The organism is Ruegeria sp. HKCCD6157 (assembly GCF_013110685.1).
In the GTDB taxonomy this organism is placed as follows: Bacteria; Pseudomonadota; Alphaproteobacteria; order Rhodobacterales; family Rhodobacteraceae; genus Ruegeria.
This window is the reverse complement of sequence record NZ_WVRB01000001.1, coordinates 1388210-1405042: the sequence shown is the minus strand read 5'-3', so window position 1 is coordinate 1405042 and position 16833 is coordinate 1388210. Positions and strand designations below refer to the sequence as shown.

Here is a 16833-nt window from a genome sequence, read left to right as displayed (position 1 = left end):
TCATGCCCAACCGTCATTTGCGATCAGCGCTTTGACGCGGTCCTGATCGTATTCCGTTTCCAGACGCACAGCCTCGGCTTCGGCAATCTCGGCAGGATCGCCTTCAACCGCGAAAGGTTCGGCTTTGCGCCATTCGGCCAGATAGGCATCACTGTCCTTGGCGTTCACCTTCATGGCGGCACGGTCGATGGCTTGTTCAAACCGTTCTTCCAACTGCCGCTTTGCGCCACGACGGCCTTTGCCGACGATGACCTGAGCGGGAATGTCGCGCCAATACACGATGGTGACGTCAGGCATTGCTGTGATTCCTCCTAACCCGATGGGCCGGTTCTAAACTTCAATGTAGGCCTGGGTCGGTCGATTTTCGACACACGACGCTTTCCAAACGACGTTTTGTGCCCACTGCTGTGTAGTGGCTTTTACCCAGTTTCCGGGAAAACGCGCATATCAAAATTCTCATTGTCTCTATGAAAGCGCTGCATGAAAAAGAAAAACCCCGGACGGGAAAAACCGTCCGAGGTAAGAATTGATGGGGCAAATGGCCTTAGCCGACCAAACCGCCATCATCGCGCGTAATGGCGATAATGGCCGAGCGTGGCACCGAGTCCCCGCCTTCAGGCCAATGGCTGTTGCCATCTTCGCCCGGGTGCTGAATGCCGACAAACATCGTACGACGGTCCGGCGACCAGCTGAGACCGGTGACCTCGCATTCGTTGGGGCCAACCAGAAAACGGCGGATTTCGCCGGTGACAGGGTCGCCTGCCAGCATCTGGTTGTTGCCCTGCCCGGCGAAGTCACCTTCGTTGCCATAATTGCCATCGGTCTGGATCCACAGCAAGCCGTTGCTGTCGAACTTCAATCCATCGGGTGAGTTGAACATATTGTCGGCGTTCACGTTCTCGGATCCGGCATAGGCGTCTTGGTGGACAGTGGGATTGCCTGCCAGAACGTACAGATCCCAGCCGAAGCCAGCCGCAGCATGATCGCCGCCATCCGGGCGCCAGCGAACGATCTGACCGTAGTTGTTCTTGTCCCGCGGGTTCGGGCCGTTGGCCGAGGTATCGTCGCCCCCTGCATTCGGCTTGACGCCACGGTTCTTGTTGTTGGTCAAGCAACAGTAAACCTCGGGCGCGTTCGGATTTGCCGCAACCCACTCGGGACGATCCATGGTGGTTGCTCCAACCGCCGAACCAGCCTGACGGGTGTGGATGCTGATCTCGGCCTGCGAGGCCATGCCAGTGCTTTCCGGCGTCAGATCAAGCCACTCACCGGTTCCATCGTCGTTGAACTTGGCAACCGAAAGTGTGCCTTGTTCCAACAGTGCGTTTGTGTCCACACCAGCGGCATAAACACCTTCCGAGACAAAGCGGTAAAGAAACTCGCCGCGTTCATCATCGCCCATGTAAACGACGACGCGACCGTCATTGTTTACTATGACTTCGGCGTTTTCGTGCTTGAAGCGTCCCAGAGCGGTCAGTTTTCGCGGAGTCGAGGTTGGGTCAGTCGGATCGATCTCAACCACAAAACCAGCACGGTTCGGTTCGTTTGGGTTTTTCGAGACGTCGAACCGGTCATCAATTTTGGCCCAACCGTAACCCCAGTCTTTTGACGATACGCCATAACGTTTCAGATCAGCATTGACCTCGTGATTTTCGTCTTCGGCCGAGAAGTAGCCATTGAAGTTTTCTTCACAAGCCAGGTAAGTGCCCCACGGCGTCACGCCATTTCCGCAATTGTTCCATGTTCCCTTGCACGTCGTTCCGGACGGATCGGCGGCCGTTTTCATCAAGTCATGACCGGCGGCCGGACCCGTAATGGACATTTCGGTCTGCGGTGTAACGCGGCGGTTATAGGGGCTGTCCTTCACGATGCCCCACTTGCCATCGGTGCTCGCGACTTCCACGATCGTGACACCATGCGCCATCATGCCCTTTGCGATGTCGTCATCGGATGCTGGCTTGGCGTCCGGATTGTTGCCCCACAGGATGTCACGATTGGTATATTCGTTGTTTACAACCAGCAGAACGTGACCGTCATGCAAGAAAATGTCCTGACCATCGGTATTGTCACCAAAGGCGCGTTCCTGGCTGGCAGCCGTACCACGGGTCGCGTGATCGAACTCTGGCGCGTCCGACCAAAGCGGATCGCCCCAGCGCACCATAACATCCGCCTTGTATCCAGCGGGAACAATGACCTCGTCCGCAGTCGACACGGGAATCGCCTCAAACGCGAAGCGGTTGGAAACCGCGTGAGCCCCTGAAGGAATCAGCGAGCCACCAACAGCTGTGAAACTGCCCATCGCCAAAACGCCGCCCAAAAAACCGCGACGGGACAATGCGCGTTCGACAACGCGATCAAATTCACATTCTTCTGGGCGCGGATTCACGACTTCATCGAATTCGTCGAAGGAAAGGATGCGCTCATCTTTCATTGCGGTCTCCGTATCTGGCTGAGAGCTAATAGATAAACCCGAACGTGGGTTCGCCCATGGAGATCGCATCATTTTGTGAACGGCATGTGACACGCGCGTTAATTTCAAAATTGAAATCACTTGCACGTCAGCAATCCCCCGCCTAGGGTCGGGGTAACTCGAAAATCGGAGGGCGTAAAGATGGCGCCCAAGCGTCCCAAAGGTGCGGGCGCGTTCCCGAAAGCGGTCGAAAGCCCCGCGCCGGCAAGACCCGATCCGGATGCTCTTTACGCGGCACTGGATCTGGGGACAAATAGTTGCCGCATGTTGATAGCCCAGCCCAAGGGAAGTGGGTTCCATGTGGTCGACAGCTTCTCCAAATCCGTGCAGTTGGGCGCGGGTCTGGAACGCACCGGACGACTGTCGCGGGCGTCGATGTCGCGTACCGTTCAGGCATTGCGAATCTGTCAGCAAAAGCTGAAACGCAACAAGGTCAAACGGATGCGTCTGATCGCGACCGAGGCGTGCCGCCGCGCCAAGAACTCGCGCGAATTCATCCGGCAGGTGAAGCGCGAAACCGGCCTGACGCTCGAGATCATTCAGCCCGAGGAAGAGGCCCGTCTGGCGGTGATTTCCTGTGCCCCACTGGTTTCGACCAAGACCGAGCAGTTGCTGGTCGTCGATATCGGAGGCGGCTCGACCGAATTGGTCTGGATCGACATCTCGTCCGTTCCACGGCGCGACCGACCTGCGGCCATCATGCGGCTGCATCACGGGTTTCACACTGTCGACAGCCCTTTTCCAGCGGCCAAGGTCGTTGACTGGATCAGCGTGCCGCTGGGCGTCGCAACGCTGCGGGACCAATTCAATGATGTCGAGGATGACGCGGCCCGTTTTGCGTTGATGAGTTGGTTTTTCGAGGAAAACCTTGCCGACTTTGCCCCCTACAAGGACGAACAGGCGCGCGAAGGGTTTCAGATCGTCGGCACCAGCGGCACGGTCACCACTGTTGCGGCCTCGCACCTGGGCCTCAAGCGCTATGACCGGACCAAAGTGGACGGGCTGCGCATGACCAGCGATCAGATTGACAAAGTCATACGCGGGTATTTAGAACTCGGCCCTCATGGGCGGCGCCGGGACCCTCGCATTGGTGAAGACCGGCAAGCTCTGATCATGTCCGGCTCGGCCATATTGCAGGCGTTGCTCCGTTGCTGGCCCACTGACCGCCTTTCGGTGGCGGACCGGGGGCTGCGCGAAGGTCTGCTTTACGCACAGATGAGCGCGGACGGTGTATTGGAAGACGGACCGTTCTGATGGCGAAAACACCAAGTGGAAAAAACAACTCGGGCCGCGGGCAACGCGACCTGAAGGTCAAGGTCAAGACAGCGCGCGGGCGCAAGCTCAGCTCGACCCGCTGGCTCGAGCGGCAACTGAACGATCCCTATGTCAAGCGTGCGCAGTCCGAAGGCTACCGCGGGCGCGCAGCTTACAAGATTTTGGAACTGGACGACAAATTCCGCTTTCTCGTGCCCGGGGCGCGGGTTGTGGATCTGGGCTGTGCGCCCGGCGGCTGGTGTCAGGTGGCGGTCAAGCGCGTGAACGCGCTGGGCGAAAAGTCAGGCAAACGGATCGGAACCGTGCTGGGCATCGACCTGCAAGAGGTCGAACCAATCGCCGGGGCCGAAATCCACGTACTGGATTTCATGGAAGATGACGCCGACCAGAAGGTCAAAGACTGGCTGGGCGGCAAGGCAGACGTCGTGATGTCGGATATGGCGGCGGCATCTTCGGGGCACAAGCAGACCGATCACCTGCGCATCATGGCGCTATGCGAAACTGCCGCCTATTTCGCCTTTGACGTTCTGGAAGAAGGCGGCACTTTTGTTGCCAAGGTTCTGGCTGGGGGGGCTGAGGGCGATCTGCAAAAGTTGCTCAAGCAGAAATTCCAGAAAGTCGCCAATGTCAAACCGCCGGCGTCTCGCTCGGACAGTTCGGAAAAATTCGTTGTGGCAACCGGGTTTCGAGGCGGCTCTTAATCATCCAGCCGAATAAGATTTCCGCTCAGACGCTGTTCACGCAAGGACGTGGCAGCCATGCCCTGCAACATCAATGTGTCACCATGGGTCAGGTATTCAGGTTCGCGGCTGCGCAACTCTTCAATACGTTGCGCCAACGAAGTAGATCGTACACCCGTTGGTCTCTGCTTTGACACTTCAATGGACATCCTTCACCTCTGAACAGCACACCTGAAATGTTGTTAGCGGGGAATTTTGCCGCGAACATGGAGCAAATCGGGCACGGATGTGCCGGATCAACGCCCAAACTGTTGCGACAATTGCAGCAGGTTCGGATCATCCGGCAGCCTTTCCAGCGCCTCTTGCAGCACTATGCGCGCAGCTTCCGGGCCACGATTGATCTGCGCCAATTGAACCAGTATCGGCCATGCCTCTGCCCTCTGCGGGTCCAGCGTCACGACCTCTCTGAACGCCTGTTCCGCCGCCTGCGCGTTGCGAAGCGTCAATGCCATGCCCCCTAGAACAAGATGGGTTTCCGGGGCGTCCAACCTGTTCGAAATGACCTGCTGCCATTCCGACATGCCCTGCCCAAGCTTGGCCCGCTGCTCGGCCGTCAAGCCCTGCGGCGGTATGCCCAGGAACTCTTTGGCGGCGGCGATGCGCACGTTTCGCAGAGGATCAGACAGCAACGGCTCGAGCCTGCGCACCTGATCTGCCGGGCTGGCCTTACGTTGCAGCACCGCTGCATTTGCTCGTATCAGCGGGTCAACGTCCTGCAAAAGCGGCGCTGTGTCGGCGGCGATCTCTGGCGACCCAAACGGTTGCAACAGATAAGCGGCGGTCGCTCTGACGATCCCGGGCTGCGACGCATCCATTGCTACGGCAAGCAAACCTTCGGGCGTGTCGATCTGCCCTTCGGCCGCAGCCTTGAAAACTGTCCCATAATGCGGGCGTCGATTTGGCGACCCCGGAAACCAGCCCTCTATCTGACTTGCGGCCCAGGCCTGATCCTGGTCTTGATGGCAGTCCGTGCAGGCATCAACGCCCAGCCCAAGATCCGGTCGCGGTATGCGAAAGCTGTGATCGCGTCGACCGTCGACACCCATGTAGGTCCGCTCGATCATGTGGCAGCTTTTGCACTGGGCGCCTTCGCTGTCTTCCGGGTGATTGTGATGCGCAGGCGTGTCATAGTCCTTTGCGGAAAGGGTTGCGAATTCCGGATTTCCGGCAGGCGAATGGCACTGTGTGCAAACCCCGTTTCCGTCGGCTTTCAAGTCTGCGCTGTGTGGTTCGTGGCAGTTCATGCATCCGACGCCCTGCGCGTACATCCGGGATTGCAGGAACGAGCCGTAGACGTAGACCTCATCCAGAATTTGCCCGTCGGGATGATAGGACCCGGGGCGCAGCACGGCCAGATTATAGGCATCATGGTACGGGGTTCCCGGAACCGGGTTTCCGTTGCCATGCGCCTCGCGCCGGGAATGACATCCGGCGCATTGCTGTATTTCTTGTTCGGTCCGCCCCTTGCCCCAACTCAACAGAAAGCCGGCATTGGCCAAGCCATCTGAAGAACGCTTTTCCCGGACCCAGTCGATATGTGCGGACCCCGGCCCATGGCAGGCCTCGCACCCGACCCCGATTTCGACCTGTTGTGACGTGTAGCTTCTGGTTTGAGGGTCGTAGTTCTTCTCAAAACCCGTGGCATGACATTCGGCGCAGCGCGCGTTCCAATTCTTGTAAGGACCGGTCCAATGCAACCCGTCATCAGGCGGCAGGTCCTGATCAGGGTACAGGTGATACCAGCGCTTTTGCTCGGTGTCCCAAACCACGTCGAAACTTTGCAAACGGCCCGGTTCGGTCTCGAAAAGGTATTGCTGCAAGGGTTCGATTCCAACGACGGAATGTACGTCATATTCCGTCGTTGCACCGTCTTTTTCCGTTACGCGGGCGGTGAACCTACCCGCCTCATTTTTGAATTGGACGGACATCCCGTCATGATCGAACCGGGTACCGTTGAAATCCGCCACAACAGCGCCGTCAGCGGGGTCTGTCCAGGCCAACGCATGGTGTGACGCGGCCCAGGCTTCGGCTTCTTGCAGATGACAGTCGGTACACTGGTCTGAACCCACATACTCTGCCGTCTGCGCCTGAACTTCACCAGCAATTGCAAGGCAGGCCAGTATCAGGGCAAATCTCATGCCGTATCTCCTTGGGCGGCTTTTTGCAGATCAATCAATGCACCGTTGTATTCGGCACCCAAGATCAGGATCGCCGAATAGAGATACAGGAAAATCAATGCCGCCATGGCCCCCGCCAATCCAGCATAGGTGGCGCTGTAGGTGGCGAACTGGCTGATATAAATTGAAAACGCCCACCCACCAGCCGCCCACAAGACCAAAGTCAACAAGACGCCAGGCAAAATTTGCATCAGGCTGTGCCTGCGAGTCGGCAGCACAAGATGCGCCAGAAGAACGGTGCCCGCAGGAACCGCCACGGTGAACGTCCAGCGCAGGCGATCCACGGAAAACCAGTTGGCCACGGCAACTTCCGTGTGTTCAGCCACCAGTTTCGTATAGACCGGCAAAACCACCTCGACCGCTGCAATGATCAGAATGGCCGACCCGCCCAGAATGACCAGCACCAGACAGAGCAGTCGGGTTTTCCAGAAAGGCCAACTGTCTTCGTCGTGGTAGGCCTGGTTCATGGCTGCACGTACGGCAGCCACGCCGTTGGAGGCGAAGTAAATCGCCAGCAGCCCCCCCAAGGTGATGACACCCGAGCCGGATCCTGCCAGAACGGCCCGCAGTTCGGCCACGATCGGATCTGCGACGTCCTTGGGCCACGCGCCGAAAATCAGGTCAATCAACTCATCGGTGACATAGCCTTGAGATAACGCCCCTGCCAGCGCCACGGTGAACAGCACAAAGGGAAACAGCGCCATCATCAGCGACATGGCCACGTGGCTGCTCATGACGAAACCGTTCTTTCTGCTGAACCGGCGGATCGACAGCCAAAGTGCCTGAATAGGTCGGCCAAATAAGGGATTCGCGGCAGTGGTCATGCTGCAACCCTAACCTGCCGAAATAGAACACAGAACCCGTCGTAAAAATCTATTTGTAGAATGAGCGCCAACAAACGCCTGAACGCATTGCATAAACAAGACCTCGCGTGCAGGATTGGGTCACGCAGGATGGGAAATGGGCACTGCTTGTGCCGGACACAGGATACCGAATGACCCCGGATCAAAAAGACATCACGGTTAGACCCAAGCTTCGATTGTCCGTTGTCCGGGATACATGCATCATCGCGACCCTGATCGTGCTGGGCCTCTATGCCGGTGCGAACTTCCTGATTCCGCTGGCCATGGCGCTGCTGGTCAATGTTCTGATCATCGCACTGAGCGATCGCGTCGTAGCCCTGACCCGCGCTCCGGTCTGGCTGGCAAATATTGCCGGTGTGACCGTCGTTCTAGCGGGTTTGTTCATGATTATGTACGTGCTGGGCAGTCAGGCGACGCAGTTTGCACGATCCATCAGCACCTATGAAAACCAGTTTGACGGTGCGGTCGAGCGTGTAACGGGGCTGGTCGGCAACGACGTGACCACCTTCATTCGTGACAATCTGGTCAGTATCGACATGTCCTATGTCGCACGCGTGTTGCTGGGCAGCGCCACTTCATTGTTGAACCAGTTCTTCTTGATCAGCCTTTATGTCGCCTTTCTGATGGCCGAACGGCTTGCCTTTCGGAAAAAGATCCAACTGGCCGCCGGAAATCCTGTCGCCGCAGCAGAGTTTTCCACCATGCTCGATGCGATTTCGGTCAGCTTGCAGCGCTATGTCGGCGTCAAAACCCTGATCAGCCTGATAACGGCAACCATCAGCTATACGGTTTTCCGCTCGCTTGGTCTGGAATACGCGGAAACCTGGGCCGTATTGACCTTTGCCCTGAACTTCATCCCCTCGATCGGTTCGATCATAGCGGTGTTTTTTCCGGCCATGATCGCGCTTGTTCAATTCGAAACGATCCTTCCCTTCCTGGTGATCGTGCTGGGATGTGGAACGATCCAATTCCTGATCGGCAATTTCCTGGATCCGGCCATGCTTGGCCGATCCCTGAACATGTCGACCTTTCTTGTCATTCTGGCCCTGACCTTCTGGACAACGGTCTGGGGCCTGATCGGAGCGTTTCTGAGTGTGCCTCTGACCGTATGCATCCTGATCGTTTTCAGCCACATCCCTGCACTTCGGCCGGTCGCTATACTGATGTCTCTGGATGGCAGGTTGGGCGAGGATAACAGTCGGGCCACAGCAAGCTAGGCCATGAAGCGCCCCCTGTTCATCGGATCGGATATCTACCGCAACTCGACCTACGGTTCAAAGCACCCGCTGGCCATCCCGCGGGTTTCAACTGTCATCGATCTGTGTCGCGAACTGGGATGGTTGACCTCCGAGAACTACCGCGTCAGCCCCTGCGCAAAACCCGGAGTACTGGAGACGTTTCATACGCCGGACTATATCGCCGCCCTGCAAAAGGCGGAAGCGGACCAGCATGTCACGGACGAAACACGGAAAAGATACGGTTTGGGGACGCTGTCGAACCCGGTCTTTGCCGAGATGTATCGCCGGCCGGCAACCGCCGCAGGTGGTTCCATGCTGGCCGCCGAACTGATCCGGGATGGAGGGATCGTTTTCAACCCTGCGGGCGGTACGCATCACGGCCTTGCGGACCGGGCTAACGGGTTTTGCTATCTGAACGATCCGGTTCTGGCGATACAGACCCTTTTGAACACTGGCTTGGATCGCGTGGTCTATGTCGACATCGACGCCCATCATTGCGATGGGGTTGAACTTGCATTTCACGGGTCGGACAGAGTCCGGATGATCTCGGTCCATGAAACGCGGCGATGGCCTTTCACGGGCCAACTTGAGGAAGACGCCGGTGGCGCGGCCTTCAACCTGCCTGTTCCAAGACATCTGAACGACGACGAATTCGCCGCCATTCTGGATCACTTGATCCTGCCAGCGACCGAGGCGTTCAAACCGCAAGCGATTGTCCTGCAATGCGGTGCAGACGCCGTGGCCGAAGACCCGCTTTCGCGTTTGACCCTGTCCAACAACGCGCATTGGCGAACGGTCGCGGCGCTGAAGCCTCTTTCGCCTCGTTTTCTGGTTCTGGGTGGCGGCGGATACAATCCCTGGTCCGTAGGCCGCTTGTGGAGCGGCGTCTGGGCCACCCTGAATGATTTCGAAATTCCTGACACACTTGACGTCGGTGCACAGAAAATCCTGCGGGATCTGACCTGGAGCAGGGCCGCGGGACAGGCGCCTCACCCCCACTGGCTGGACAGTTTGCGCGACACGCCCAACACCGGGCCCATACGACAGGAACTGAGGAAAGATTTGCGCCACCTCACCGCCAGGCATTCACGGTAGATCGGTCCGCCAAAGCCTGTTAGCATTCCGATATTTCGGGATATTCCTGACCGGCCTACCCCCTGTTCCGTTATCAATTCGTTTCTTCCAGCTTGGCACCGATTGGACCACTACCCATGAATGCACTTAATCAGATACTTGATCTCAAAACCCGCATGGGCCAGTCCATCATCGGGCAAACCGAGGTCATCGACCGACTGCTGATCGGGATGCTGGCCAACGGAAACCTTCTGATCGAAGGTCTGCCCGGATTGGCCAAAACACGTGCCGTCAAGGCGATGGCGCGCAATTTGGATGCAGACTTCAGCAGGATCCAGTTCACACCTGACCTGCTGCCTTCAGACGTGACGGGAACCGAGGTGTTTCAACAAACTGACGAAGGCGGCACCTTTCGGTTCGAACCCGGGCCGATCTTTGCCAATATCGTCCTCGCTGACGAAATCAACAGGGCACCGGCCAAGGTGCAGGCCGCTTTGCTGGAGGCGATGGAAGAACGGCAGGTTACGGTTTCCGGGACCACCCACAAGATGGAGCCGCTGTTCATCGTGATGGCAACCCAGAACCCCATTGAACAAGAAGGCACCTATCCCCTGCCCGAAGCGCAGATGGACCGGTTCCTGATGCATGTTCAGATCACCTATCCGCCGGTCGAGGACGAGGTTGAAGTGATCCGGCTGGTGCGGGGCGAAGAGATCGCCGCCGGGAAAGGCGCGTCAAGCGAGCCACCACCGACAATCCCGCAGGACGCCGTTTTTGCAGCGCGTTCGGAAATTGGGCAGATCCATGTTTCGGATGCAATGGATCGCTATATGGCCGATCTGGTTCAGGCGACCCGGACGCCTGCGGCGCTCAGCGAAGAACTGGCCAGCTGGATCGAAATCGGCGCCAGCCCGCGTGCCTCATTGGCATTGGACAAATGCGGTCGGGCGCATGCGTGGATGAACCAGCGTGACTATGTGGACCCTGCGGATATTCGAGCCATTGCACATGACGTGTTCCGTCACCGCATCACGCTGAGCTTCGAGGCGCAGGGGAACGCCAAAACGGCAGATGACGTGATCGCGGAAATCCTGCGTCTCGTCGCGCTGCCCTGACTGTTAGGGTTGGCCGGGTGCAGCGATCCTCAGCATATCCCGATGATCCCCGCATTCACGTCGATGCGGATCACCTGTTGCGTCTGGAACTGCATTCCCGTGCCCTGAGCTTTTTACCACGTCAGCCTGCCCGCTCGATCCTGAATGGCAGACACGCATCACGCCTGCGCGGACGCGGCCTGAATTTCGAGGAATTGCGCAACTACCAACCGGGCGACGACATCCGAACAATTGACTGGAAAGTCACGGCGCGAACCGGTGAGCCCCATGTTAGGGTCTATACCGAGGAACGAGACCGCCCTGCCCTGTTGCTGGTCGATCAGCGCGTTTCGATGTTTTTCGGAACCGAAGTCTACATGAAATCGGTCATCGCAGCCGAAGCTGCCGCAATCACCGCGCATCGTGTTCTTGGTCAGGGCGATCGTGTCGGTGGTCTGGTATTCAACGACACAAGCGTTGCTGAACACAGGCCGCAGCGCCGCGCGGCGGCGCTCATGCGGTTTCTGTCTTCCATCGGGGCTGCCAATTCGGCCTTGCATGCTGCTTTGAACCCGCAACCCACCGTAGCTTTGAATGACATGTTGTCGGAAGCCGCGCGTATGCCCCAAACCAACGGGCTGGTTTGCCTGTTTTCCGACTGCGACGGGCTTGACGAAAAATCGGAATCCGTGCTGCGCCGCATTGCGGTCTCAAACGATCTGATCGTGTTCAATATTGCTGACAAGACAGCCAAGGGGCTGGCGCCCGATCTGAAACTCACGGTCTCGGACGGGCGCGACCAGATCGAAATCGACAGCGCCGCCCCCAAATTGTCCGGCAAAATTCGCAAGTCCATGGAAGACAGGTTGAACCACCTGCACACATGGTCCCGTCGATACGGTTTTCCGGTTGTTCCATTGACGACCGCGGAACCTGCCCTGGATCAGTTGCTGTATCTGTTCGGACATCGCAGGGGGCAGAAATGAGCATCGACACGACAGGGAAATCTCTGGTTGATCTGCTGAATATGCTCGAGCCGGCACCGGAACCCGCGCCCGTTTCGATGTTTCCGCAGACATGGGGGTGGCTGGCGCTGGCCGTCATACTGCTTGGCCTTGTCGTACTGGTCAGTGTTCTTTTCGTCCGGCGAAGGCGGGAGAATGCGTATCGCCGCCATGCGCTGTCCGAGCTGGCAGACCCGGATATCACGTCGGCAAAAGTTGCCGAAATCCTTCGCCGCACCGCGTTGGTGGCGTATCCGCGCAGGCAGGTTGCAGGGATTCACGGGGATGATTGGTTGAATTTCCTTTCACAAACCTCTGATGAAAATTCTTTTTTATCAGAGGCCGGGCAAACACTGATCGACGCGCCGTACAAGGACCTGCCGCCAAACCGCGCCTTGACCCAGCTTGCTCGGCATTGGGTCAAGTCCCATAAACGGTATCGGTGAACGTGATGTTTTCCTTCTCAGCCCCCTGGGTATTTCTGCTTTTGCCGCTGCCGCTGCTGGTTTACGCCATTGCTCCGCCTCGGCGGGAAACAACCGTGTCCATTCGCATTCCGTTTTTTCGCCGCGTGGCCCAGGCGGCGGGTGTCGAGCCGCAATCCGGGTCAATGATCCGAACCCGGGCCCGGCTGCAAACGGCCAGCGCCGGCTTGATCTGGATACTTCTGGTTCTGGCGCTGGCGCGTCCGGAACGTCTGGGCGACCCCGTGGTGATGGAAAAATCTGCACGCGATGTGGTTTTGGCGCTGGATATCTCTGGCTCGATGGATCAGCGCGACTTCCAGACCGGATCCGGTGCCCCGATGCAACGGTTGGAGGCGGTCAAAGAGGTTCTCAAGCAGTTCATCGCTGAAAGAGATGGTGACAGGATGGCGCTGATCATCTTTGGAACACGCGCGTTCATTCAAGCGCCCTTCACGGAAGATCTGAACAGTTTGAATGGGTTCCTGGACCAAACTCAAGTTGGCATGGCGGGTCCGAACACGGCTTTGGGCGATGCGATCGGGCTTGGCATTCGAACTTTTGAATCCAGCGAGGTTGACCAGCGCCTGATGATTGTTCTCAGCGATGGCGCCGATACGTCCAGTCGCATGACACCCGTCAATGCCTCGGCCATTGCTGCGGAAAAGAACGTGGTTGTGTATACGATTGGTGTCGGAGACCCGAATGCCACGGGCGAAGACCGTGTCGATCTTCAGGCACTGAAGGACATAGCCGATCGCACGGGCGGAGAATATTTCTTTGCCGACGATGCAACGGCCCTTGAACAGACCTACGCACGCATTGACTCACTGAACCCCAGAATGGTGGAAACGCAAAGCTATCGCCCCAAGCAAAGCCTTGCCCATATTCCGTTACTCATCGCGTTGATCGTCATTATGGTCAGCATGACCTGGTTCCATTTCTCACAGCGACAACAGGGGGCCGTCTGACAATGGATCTGGCTGATTTCCATTTTATCCGAGGCTATTACCTGCTGCTTCTCATCCCCATCCTTGTGTTGTGGTGGCGGATCAGACCCAGACCGATGGCAGACACCAAACTGCCATCAGGGATCGCCCCGCACCTTGCAGAGGCCTTGCTGATGGGCAAGGAAGAAAACAGGCGCATCCAGCCCATTGATGTTGCACTGATCATTACGGCGCTTGTCACATTGGCGGCCTCGGGTCCGACATGGTCGCGCGCGCCCAACCCGTTGATCGCAGACACGGCCCCGTTGGTGATCGCTCTCAAAGTCACCGACAGTATGGAAAGCTCGGATCTTGCGCCATCGCGGCTGGATCGGGCACGGTTCAAGATTTCCGACCTGATCACCGAACGTGCCGGCGCACGAACCGCTTTGATCGCCTATGCAGGAACACCGCACCGAGTTGCGCCGTTGACCGAAGATGCGAACATACTTCGTCCGTTGCTTGAGGGGTTGACCCCCGCGGTGATGCCGACGGATGGCGATGCAGCAGCCGATGCGCTTGCGTTGGCTCAGTCCATTCTGGACGACAGCGACAGCCCGGGGGCGATTCTGTTTGTATTGGACGACCTTGATCCATCTCAGGTAGCTGGGCTAAGCTCCTCTTCTTCTGATATTTTCTTTCTCACCATGCTGCCGGATGGTGGTCGAATCGCGCAGCTGGACAACATCCCCAACGCCTCAGTGGTCGCGTTTTCGGACGACGATCAGGACATCAATCAACTGATGCGCCGCATTCAATCGGCCTATACTGCCGCCCTGGATGACGATGATCGTCTGGACTGGCAGGACAAGGGCTGGATCCTGGCTTGGCCTGCTGCGGTGTTGTCTCTGCTGTGGTTCCGTAAGGGCTGGGTAATTCGTTGGGCGGTTCTGGTTTTGATTGCGTTGCCTTCATCCGGCGCGCGGGCAGAAGGATGGCGAGACTGGTTTTTCACCCCCGACCAACAAGGCCAGACCGCGTTGAACCAAAAACGATTTGGCGACGCGGCCGAGATGTTCGAAGACCCATATCACAAGGGATATGCCTATCTCAGGGATGGTCAATATGAAAAGGCGTCGTCCGTGTTTTCCACACTGGACACACCGGAAGCTGCGTTTGCCGAAGGTATGGCCCGCATAAAAAACCGCGAGTATCGCCCAGCCATATCGGCGTTCGAGACCGCCTTGGAACGTCGCCCCGACTGGCCCGAAGCCCAGCATAATCTCGACCTGTCCAAGGCCATCCTGGACTATGTCGAAACGACGCGTGAACAGTCTGACACAGGGGAGGAGGCTGGCATCGGTGCCGATGATACGGTGTTTGACAACGATGCAGCACGTGGCAGTGACACCACGGTTCAAGCCCCCAAGGACGGGCCACAGTCACTGTCCGCCGACCAGTGGATCAGCATGATCGACACCGACATGCAGGATTTTCTGAGAAACCGTTTCCTTTTGGAAATTCAGGAGCAAACAGAATGAGATACCTAACTGTCTTCATCCTGTTGTTGCCGTTATCCGTGTCCGCACAGGAAAACTCAGCCTATCAACCTCGGGTGTCAGTGGACGTCCCGAACGAGGCCGTCATCGTCGGCCAACCCGCCATCGTCCGCATCAAGGTTCTGGTTCCAACCTTCATGCCGCAGCCGCCGGTATTCCCATCATTGGAGCAACAAAATGTCCTTGTTCGCCTGCCTGAGAGGGCTTCTGGCCCGATAAGCGAAACGGTAGACGGAGAAACGTGGTCCGGAGTACAGCGCAGTTATCGCCTGTATCCGCTGACATCAGGGCCGGTCGCGTATGATGCGCAAGAGGTTGTCGTGACATTTGCCGACCCGCAGTCCAATGACCCGGTTCAGGTTTCGGTGACGCTTCCTTCCATACAGCTGAACGCAGAGATCCCAGAGGGCGCTCAAGGTCTTGACCCGCTGATCATCGCAGGTGGTTTCTCTCTTGATCAGAATCTGGACGGTCCGACCGATATGCAGGCCGGTGATTCCATCACGCGCGAGATAAGCGCGCAGATCGCTGGCACCACGGCCCTGACAATCCCGGCGCTGACGCCGCAGGATCAAAGCCAACTGCTTCGCGCCTATCCCAAGGAGCCCCGCTTTTCGGAAACAGAAGACCGGGGCATCCTGTCCGGGCAGCGGGTCGAAGAAACCGTGTATATCGCCCAGGATGGTGGCGAAACACAGTTGTCGGCCGTTTCCATCGACTGGTTCAATCTGGACACCGGTCAGATCGAAACGGCATCACTTCCCCCGACCAAGCTGACATTGGCACCACCCAGGCGACAGCCGCCTGACGCGCAAACCATCATCAAATCAGTTCTCTACCTTGTCATTGTTGTAGTCGCATTGTGGACATTGGGAAGGTTTCTGCGCCCGCGCTATGCAACCTGGAAAACGGAACGGCGCCGCAGATATCTGGCATCGGAGAAGTATGCCGTCGATGCCTTGCGATCCGCTTTAATATCACGGGATTTGCCCGCGGTTTATCAGGCATTGGATCTTTGGAAATCGCGAAGCGCGCATCCAGAGCGTTCTTTGGATCTTGAGAAGAGCCTTATGAATATCGGTGCGGCGCGGTATTCAGCGACGGCTTGCAACAGCCCGGAAGACTGGGAAGCGGCCGTGCAACACCTAGGCGCACTGAAAAGCGCAACAGAACGAAAGAGCGGGTCTTTGCCCCCGCTCAACCCTTAGACTTCAACTTTGACAGTTGCTGATCAGCTTGCGCCGGTCGATCAACCGCAGCCGGCCATACCCCAATTCCACAAGGCCCAGATCCGCCAGATGATGCAGGTGTCGATGCAAGGTCGGCTGAGATACCGCAACCATTTCAGCAAGTTCTTCCTGAGACACAACAATCCATCCGTCCGAACTCAAGGCGCCTTCGTCAAGATGCAGCAGACGCAGCACAAGGCGCTTTTCAGACCCCGTAACCGCAAGATTGGCCATGATGCGCAGAGCAGTCTTCATGTTTTCATGCGTCAACGCATAGAAATCACGGATGTATTCCGGGTTCTTCTGAACCAGGCGTTCTACCCGCGAGCCGGGAAAATACAAGGTGCGGGTCTTTTGCGTTGCCACGACGCTGACCAGGCGTTTGGCTTCGGCAAACAGCGCAAGATCCCCGATCCAGAATCCTGATCCATCCTGATGCAAAACGAATTCCTGTCCATCATCGGCAGGTGCCGTGATCTGAAGCGCGCCTGCGAGCACCGCATGAATACCGTTGGCGCGGTCACCGTGGTGGTACAGGGTTTCTCCGGAATCGAAGGTTCTTTGAATTGCGCACGTCATAAGATCGCTCTGAAACTTTGAATCGCGCGTGCCAAACCAGTCGGTCTTGGCCAGAATCCGCATATCGTCATCAGAATCAAACATTTGTATCTTTCAAAGTGATCATATGATAAGTTTTCGATACGTTTCATCGCGTAA

At 57.5% G+C, this 16833-nt stretch carries 16 protein-coding genes; 10 read left to right on the top strand and 6 right to left on the bottom strand.

Annotated elements, in window-relative coordinates; all coding sequences use genetic code 11:
- Together GS612_RS06670 and GS612_RS06665 are read right to left on the bottom strand one after the other, a co-directional pair.
- Positions 1-297, bottom strand: coding sequence for a virulence factor (locus GS612_RS06670; protein ID WP_117868895.1), 297 nt, complete (start codon positions 295-297; stop codon positions 1-3).
- Between the two features lie 247 nt (positions 298-544).
- Positions 545-2431 (bottom strand): PhoX family phosphatase, encoded by a 1887-nt coding sequence (locus GS612_RS06665; RefSeq protein ID WP_171639463.1) that lies wholly within the window; start codon positions 2429-2431, stop codon positions 545-547.
- A 180-nt stretch (positions 2432-2611) separates the two neighbouring features.
- On the opposite strand from GS612_RS06665, the gene GS612_RS06660 reads away from it, so the two are divergent.
- Both GS612_RS06660 and GS612_RS06655 read left to right on the top strand, forming a co-directional pair.
- Positions 2612-3724, top strand: coding sequence for a Ppx/GppA phosphatase family protein (locus GS612_RS06660; protein WP_171115826.1), 1113 nt, complete (start codon positions 2612-2614; stop codon positions 3722-3724).
- Entirely contained in the window at positions 3724-4446 is a 723-nt protein-coding gene (locus GS612_RS06655; RefSeq protein WP_171204794.1) for an RlmE family RNA methyltransferase, read from the top strand. Before GS612_RS06660 ends, GS612_RS06655 begins: the two co-directional genes overlap by 1 nt.
- Here GS612_RS06655 and GS612_RS06650 read toward each other — a convergent pair.
- The 3 genes from GS612_RS06650 to GS612_RS06640 all read right to left on the bottom strand — a co-directional run bounded on the left by GS612_RS06650 (position 4443) and on the right by GS612_RS06640 (position 7486).
- The gene (locus tag GS612_RS06650) at positions 4443-4634 is read right to left on the bottom strand and encodes a hypothetical protein (RefSeq protein ID WP_171639462.1); all 192 of its coding nucleotides are present in this window, start codon (positions 4632-4634) and stop codon (positions 4443-4445) included. The genes GS612_RS06655 and GS612_RS06650 overlap by 4 nt on opposite strands.
- A gap of 87 nt (positions 4635-4721) precedes the next feature.
- Complete coding sequence (locus GS612_RS06645) at positions 4722-6623, bottom strand: cytochrome c3 family protein (protein ID WP_171639461.1); 1902 nt, start codon at positions 6621-6623, stop codon at positions 4722-4724.
- Positions 6620-7486 (bottom strand): YihY/virulence factor BrkB family protein, encoded by an 867-nt coding sequence (locus tag GS612_RS06640; RefSeq protein ID WP_171231599.1) that lies wholly within the window; start codon positions 7484-7486, stop codon positions 6620-6622. Before GS612_RS06640 ends, GS612_RS06645 begins: the two co-directional genes overlap by 4 nt.
- 170 nt (positions 7487-7656) lie before the next feature.
- Between GS612_RS06640 and GS612_RS06635 the strand changes: the two genes are divergently transcribed.
- From GS612_RS06635 to GS612_RS06600, 8 genes are all read left to right on the top strand, one after another.
- Positions 7657-8742 (top strand): AI-2E family transporter, encoded by a 1086-nt coding sequence (locus tag GS612_RS06635; RefSeq protein WP_171639460.1) that lies wholly within the window; start codon positions 7657-7659, stop codon positions 8740-8742.
- Positions 8743-8745: 3 nt separating this feature from the next.
- Positions 8746-9858: an acetoin utilization protein AcuC gene (locus GS612_RS06630; protein WP_171639459.1), complete on the top strand. Its 1113-nt coding sequence runs from the start codon at positions 8746-8748 to the stop codon at positions 9856-9858.
- A 116-nt stretch (positions 9859-9974) separates the two neighbouring features.
- Positions 9975-10952: a MoxR family ATPase gene (locus GS612_RS06625; RefSeq protein ID WP_171168023.1), complete on the top strand. Its 978-nt coding sequence runs from the start codon at positions 9975-9977 to the stop codon at positions 10950-10952.
- Between the two features lie 17 nt (positions 10953-10969).
- Positions 10970-11917 carry a DUF58 domain-containing protein gene (locus tag GS612_RS06620; protein WP_171639458.1) on the top strand — a complete coding sequence of 316 codons (948 nt, stop codon included), beginning with the start codon at positions 10970-10972 and terminating at the stop codon, positions 11915-11917.
- Positions 11914-12381 carry a DUF4381 domain-containing protein gene (locus GS612_RS06615; protein ID WP_171639457.1) on the top strand — a complete coding sequence of 156 codons (468 nt, stop codon included), beginning with the start codon at positions 11914-11916 and terminating at the stop codon, positions 12379-12381. The genes GS612_RS06620 and GS612_RS06615 overlap by 4 nt, the downstream gene beginning before the upstream one ends.
- 5 nt (positions 12382-12386) lie before the next feature.
- On the top strand, positions 12387-13370 hold the full coding sequence (locus tag GS612_RS06610) for a VWA domain-containing protein (protein WP_171639456.1): 984 nt from the start codon (positions 12387-12389) through the stop codon (positions 13368-13370).
- Positions 13371-13372: 2 nt separating this feature from the next.
- Positions 13373-14869 carry a VWA domain-containing protein gene (locus tag GS612_RS06605; protein WP_171639455.1) on the top strand — a complete coding sequence of 499 codons (1497 nt, stop codon included), beginning with the start codon at positions 13373-13375 and terminating at the stop codon, positions 14867-14869.
- Positions 14866-16095: a BatD family protein gene (locus tag GS612_RS06600; protein ID WP_171639454.1), complete on the top strand. Its 1230-nt coding sequence runs from the start codon at positions 14866-14868 to the stop codon at positions 16093-16095. The genes GS612_RS06605 and GS612_RS06600 overlap by 4 nt, the downstream gene beginning before the upstream one ends.
- Before the next feature lie 3 nt (positions 16096-16098).
- Here the strand turns inward: GS612_RS06600 and GS612_RS06595 are convergent, their stop codons facing one another.
- Positions 16099-16779 carry a Crp/Fnr family transcriptional regulator gene (locus tag GS612_RS06595; protein ID WP_171204803.1) on the bottom strand — a complete coding sequence of 227 codons (681 nt, stop codon included), beginning with the start codon at positions 16777-16779 and terminating at the stop codon, positions 16099-16101.
- Positions 16780-16833 lie beyond the last annotated feature (54 nt).

What these genes read in the sequence shown, in the direction of transcription:
- GS612_RS06670 (WP_117868895.1), bottom strand. Translation starts at nt 297, where the DNA reads ATGCCTGACGTCACCATCGTGTATTGGCGCGACATTCCCGCTCAGGTC.
- GS612_RS06665 (WP_171639463.1), bottom strand. Translation starts at nt 2,431, where the DNA reads ATGAAAGATGAGCGCATCCTTTCCTTCGACGAATTCGATGAAGTCGTG.
- GS612_RS06660 (WP_171115826.1), top strand. Translation starts at nt 2,612, where the DNA reads ATGGCGCCCAAGCGTCCCAAAGGTGCGGGCGCGTTCCCGAAAGCGGTC.
- GS612_RS06655 (WP_171204794.1), top strand. Translation starts at nt 3,724, where the DNA reads ATGGCGAAAACACCAAGTGGAAAAAACAACTCGGGCCGCGGGCAACGC.
- GS612_RS06650 (WP_171639462.1), bottom strand. Translation starts at nt 4,634, where the DNA reads ATGTCCATTGAAGTGTCAAAGCAGAGACCAACGGGTGTACGATCTACT.
- GS612_RS06645 (WP_171639461.1), bottom strand. Translation starts at nt 6,623, where the DNA reads ATGAGATTTGCCCTGATACTGGCCTGCCTTGCAATTGCTGGTGAAGTT.
- GS612_RS06640 (WP_171231599.1), bottom strand. Translation starts at nt 7,486, where the DNA reads ATGACCACTGCCGCGAATCCCTTATTTGGCCGACCTATTCAGGCACTT.
- GS612_RS06635 (WP_171639460.1), top strand. Translation starts at nt 7,657, where the DNA reads ATGACCCCGGATCAAAAAGACATCACGGTTAGACCCAAGCTTCGATTG.
- GS612_RS06630 (WP_171639459.1), top strand. Translation starts at nt 8,746, where the DNA reads ATGAAGCGCCCCCTGTTCATCGGATCGGATATCTACCGCAACTCGACC.
- GS612_RS06625 (WP_171168023.1), top strand. Translation starts at nt 9,975, where the DNA reads ATGAATGCACTTAATCAGATACTTGATCTCAAAACCCGCATGGGCCAG.
- GS612_RS06615 (WP_171639457.1), top strand. Translation starts at nt 11,914, where the DNA reads ATGAGCATCGACACGACAGGGAAATCTCTGGTTGATCTGCTGAATATG.
- GS612_RS06610 (WP_171639456.1), top strand. Translation starts at nt 12,387, where the DNA reads ATGTTTTCCTTCTCAGCCCCCTGGGTATTTCTGCTTTTGCCGCTGCCG.
- GS612_RS06605 (WP_171639455.1), top strand. Translation starts at nt 13,373, where the DNA reads ATGGATCTGGCTGATTTCCATTTTATCCGAGGCTATTACCTGCTGCTT.
- GS612_RS06600 (WP_171639454.1), top strand. Translation starts at nt 14,866, where the DNA reads ATGAGATACCTAACTGTCTTCATCCTGTTGTTGCCGTTATCCGTGTCC.
- GS612_RS06595 (WP_171204803.1), bottom strand. Translation starts at nt 16,779, where the DNA reads ATGTTTGATTCTGATGACGATATGCGGATTCTGGCCAAGACCGACTGG.